Annotated in this window: 6 protein-coding genes; 5 read left to right on the top strand and 1 reads right to left on the bottom strand. The window is 63.6% G+C overall.

Annotated features, from left to right (window positions below; all coding sequences use genetic code 11):
• Nucleotides 1-188: 188 nt before the first annotated feature.
• Nucleotides 189-482, bottom strand: coding sequence for a hypothetical protein (locus tag B7G66_RS17590; protein WP_139312539.1), 294 nt, complete (start codon nt 480-482; stop codon nt 189-191).
• Between the two features lie 285 nt (nt 483-767).
• Here B7G66_RS17590 and B7G66_RS15165 point away from each other — a divergent pair, with 285 nt between their 5' ends.
• The 5 genes from B7G66_RS15165 to B7G66_RS17585 all read left to right on the top strand — a co-directional run bounded on the left by B7G66_RS15165 (nt 768) and on the right by B7G66_RS17585 (nt 3,641).
• Nucleotides 768-1,118 carry a helix-turn-helix domain-containing protein gene (locus B7G66_RS15165; RefSeq protein ID WP_003621737.1) on the top strand — a complete coding sequence of 117 codons (351 nt, stop codon included), beginning with the start codon at nt 768-770 and terminating at the stop codon, nt 1,116-1,118.
• The gene (locus B7G66_RS15160; RefSeq protein WP_003621736.1) at nt 1,115-2,008 is read left to right on the top strand and encodes a DUF1376 domain-containing protein; all 894 of its coding nucleotides are present in this window, start codon (nt 1,115-1,117) and stop codon (nt 2,006-2,008) included. The genes B7G66_RS15165 and B7G66_RS15160 overlap by 4 nt, the downstream gene beginning before the upstream one ends.
• An 11-nt stretch (nt 2,009-2,019) precedes the next feature.
• A complete protein-coding gene (locus B7G66_RS15155) occupies nt 2,020-2,520 on the top strand; it encodes a hypothetical protein (protein ID WP_147317915.1) in 501 nt (166 codons plus the stop codon).
• Nucleotides 2,521-2,888: 368 nt separating this feature from the next.
• Nucleotides 2,889-3,377 (top strand): hypothetical protein, encoded by a 489-nt coding sequence (locus B7G66_RS15150; RefSeq protein ID WP_003621731.1) that lies wholly within the window; start codon nt 2,889-2,891, stop codon nt 3,375-3,377.
• 60 nt (nt 3,378-3,437) lie between these two features.
• Nucleotides 3,438-3,641: a hypothetical protein gene (locus B7G66_RS17585; RefSeq protein ID WP_141313016.1), complete on the top strand. Its 204-nt coding sequence runs from the start codon at nt 3,438-3,440 to the stop codon at nt 3,639-3,641.
• Nucleotides 3,642-3,779 lie beyond the last annotated feature (138 nt).

The following is a 3,779-nucleotide window of genomic DNA, read 5'->3' as shown; positions in this document are numbered from 1 at the left end:
ACCCAAAAACTTTTCTTTTTTATCAATGATTTGTTTTCAAACACGTCCTGACACTCATCCCGCGTCACGCCGCATGCCAGAGTAAGGCGGCATAAATGCGCCTTATCCACAGATTCTGGGGAAGGATTTACGCACAATCCTGTGGATAACACGTGTGCGCCCCCTGAATCATGGGGGGCGACAGGGGGTCATGCGCCCCCGTCCCCCTGCAGGTCGCGTGCGGCATCGGCGGCATCGGCGGCGCGGCTTTCGCCCATGTCGCTGGCCCATGCCTCCACCTCCTGATCCACCCGCGCCAACGCCGTGCGCACGGTGTCACATTCATCATCCAGATACCCCAGAAGGTCGGCCCCATCATACGCCCCCTCAAACCGGGTGGCCGACAGTTCGGACCGGATCTGTGACAGGCGCAACAGCCGTGCCCGCAACTGCGCCACATACCGCACCGCCCAGCGCGGATGGTCCGCACATATAGTGTCCATCTCTCCCCCACCATGCATGCGTATCGTCCCTGACATCCTGTTACAGGGGCATAATGTGCATTTTTTATATACAAATGCACAAGACCAAACTCCCCCCCATACCGTCACACACGCCCCCTCCCCGCGTGCGCCGGACCCGTTCAATACGTTGTAATCAAAGGGTTTCGTCCTTTTTCAGGGCGGGATGCAAGGGCGTTTGGGGCGCGCATCCGGCCTTCTGGCGATGTGCAGAATTTTCGCTTGCATTTTGTGTGTCTTTGTCGCACACCATTTTGTATGAAAAAAATGCACATACAGCCGGCCCCTGTTCCGGCCCCCCACACCCGGCGCGCGCCCTTGCGCCCGGGCCTATCGCACCGCACGCGGCCACCGCGCATTGACTGGTCCCGGCTGGACCCACAGGTTGCGCACCTGCGGGACAGCGGGCTGAGCAATCGGGAAACGGCGCGTCGGCTGAACCTGAATGTCAAGACGATGGAAACCCGCCTGCGGCACCTGCGGCTGCATCAGGCGGCGACGCATATGGCCTTGCGCGGGGACGAAGTACGGCGCGCCTGCCTGAACTGTGACGCGGCGTTTATTGCGGATGGGCGTTTCCTGCGGCTGTGCCCCACCTGCCGGACGATGTTCGGATGAACGCGCCCCCCGACATGACCGCCCCGGCCCCGTTATCACCGCCGGATTGTGACCTGCGCGGGTATGAGTTCATGCCCCTGTTCGGGCATCGGCTGTTTTGCGGGCCGTTATATACCCAATGCACCGATGCGGAATTCCGCGCCGCGCTGCGCCTGTGGTGGTCGGCATGGAATCAGGTGCCCGCAGGCAGCCTGCCGATGGAGGATCGCGCACTGGCGACGCTGGCTGATTTCGGGCGCGATGTGCGGGCATGGCGGCGGGTGCGCGCACGGGCGCTTGACGGGTTTGTCGCCTGTTCGGACGGACGCCTGTACCATCCGTTACTGGCGCGCGAGGCCACACGCGCCCATGTGGGGCGGGTCCGGGCGCAACGGCGTCGCAATGATGATGCCGAACGCCTGCGCCGGTGGCGGGGGACACGGTCTGACCCGCCCGATACCCACCCCGACCCCACACCCGCGAAACGCGTTTCATCCGGCGTGGACAGGAACAGCGAGAGTGAGAGTAAGAGTGAGAGTGAGAGTGAGAGTGAGCCCCCCGCCGCGCCGTACGCGGCGCGTCCGCCGGTCCCCGGCGCGGCGACGGCTGACATGATGCCCCCCGATGCAACGCGAACCCGGAATATGGCGGCGATGGTGGCGCAAGCGGGGGACCTGACGGGACGCGGCCCGCGACAGGCACGGGCGCTGGTGGGGCAATGGATGAAGATGGCCGGTGACGATGCCGCGACGCTCGGCGGGGTGCTGCATGACGCCTGTGTGCTGCGCCCGGCGGACCCGGTGGCATGGGTGGTCGCGTCCCTGCGCCAGCGCACCGGCGACGGCCCCGCGCACGCACGCGACACGCGGCTGGCGGCATGGGACGCCATACCGGACCTGCACGGGATATGACGATGCATGACATGACCGACCCACACGCCACCCCCATTCCCGCCGTGCCGGACGGATGCGCATGGCGTCCGGCGGCGGGGGATGTCGCGGGCCTGCTGGCGGCCATGCGCGCGGGGATGACCATCCTGCCACGCGACCTGACGCCCGCACGCCTGCACGCCCTGCGCACGCAGATGGCCCATGCCGATAACGCCGCCCGCCCCGCGCCGCCGGTCGTCATTGCCGCGTGGCTGAAGAAACTTGCCCCGCTGGTCAGCAATCCCCCACCCACGGCGCAGGTCGTGGGACAGACCGCCGCCATTGCCGAAGTCTGCGCCGATATCCCGTTCGGGGCATGGACACCCGCCACCCGCATGGCCTGGTGCCGACAGCCGCCGCGCAACGGATATCCCGTGGGCGCACGCTGGCCCGCGCCCGGCGAACTGCATGCCCTGCTGTACCCAACAGCACAGCGCATCCGCACGGAACAACATAATTTGCGGCGGCTGCTGACATTGCGGGAACGGGAATGACCCATTGGAAACCGTGACTTCGTCAACAGATCAGGGTGCGGGGAACATGCGTCCCGCCGAGGCCGGGCGGAGCCGCGGAGAGGGCGACTGTTTGAAAAGTCAGGCGTGACAACATCCTGAAATCATAAAGGTTTTTGGTGAAGCTTTTTCCAAAAAGCTTCGAAAGACGCCGCTTTTTTGGAAAAAGGCGGCACCCAAAGATTTTTCCTGTTGTTTATCAATGGGTTGTTTTCAAACACTCTCTAAATGCGACATTCAGGGGCTTTGCCCCCACACCCCCACCAAAGGGTATTCCCCTTTGGAAACCATGACTTTTCGGCCGATGTCCCTGCTGCCTTATGCCATCGCGTTTTTTCAGGAGTCTTCATATGCCCCGTCTTTACACCGCCACCACCGCGCGTCCCGACATGGGCGCCCCCGGTCCAGCCGCGCGTGCGCGCGAGGTTGTGTCCGACATGGTCGTCACCACCCCCCGCACCCCGGCGCAGGCCGTGCGGCGAGTGCGGTGTGAATGTATGCTCGACCGGCTGTTTTACCGCGCCAACAGCGCCATAGATCCCGCACAGTATCGCGCGGGCCTGCGCTTTCGCGGCCTGTGGACGCGTGCGGCGCGGCAGACACCGTTAACACAGTCCTATCGCCCCACAACGGGCGACGCCCGCGGCCCGGCGGGCGGGCATGACCCGGTCACGTGGGCGGTGCTGGAGCTGAACGAAGCCCTGTCCTGCCTGAGCGCCGCGCAACGCCGCGCCGTCATCGCCACATGCGGCATGGATGAACCCACCGGCCTGCGCACGCGCACGCTGCGCGCGGGACTGGATGCGCTGGACATATTCTGGCGCAGGGCAAGCAGCTGATCTCCGCCGGTTGGAAAATACAGGACGGCCTGAACACAACGCATGGACAGGAGACAGAAAATGCTTCGGACCCTGCCTTTTGCAAAGGCGCTGTTTTGTAAAGATTGCCGCCGAAATTTTCATGATTCCGATCACTGGCCTGCGCTGACACCCCCAACATTCCAATATCCCTTGGGGGACGAAAACACCCCCGGCCCCACCAGAAGATTGCCTGAAAACAGACCAGCAATAAAAAACAAGAAAAGCGTCAAAAAACCCTTATGATTTCAGCATGTTATAAATCCCCACATTTCAAACATCCTGTGAAAGTCACGGTTTCCAAAGGGCAATGCCCTTTGGTGGGGGTTCGGGGGCAAAGCCCCTGAGTAAAGCAAGCCCCCCTGAAGCACCCCCCCCCCCCCC

The sequence above is a fragment of the Novacetimonas hansenii JCM 7643 genome, assembly GCF_000964405.1.
Lineage (GTDB): Bacteria > Pseudomonadota > Alphaproteobacteria > Acetobacterales > Acetobacteraceae > Novacetimonas > Novacetimonas hansenii.
Note: the sequence above shows the minus strand (reverse complement) of the source record. Positions and strands in the feature narration are given on the sequence as shown.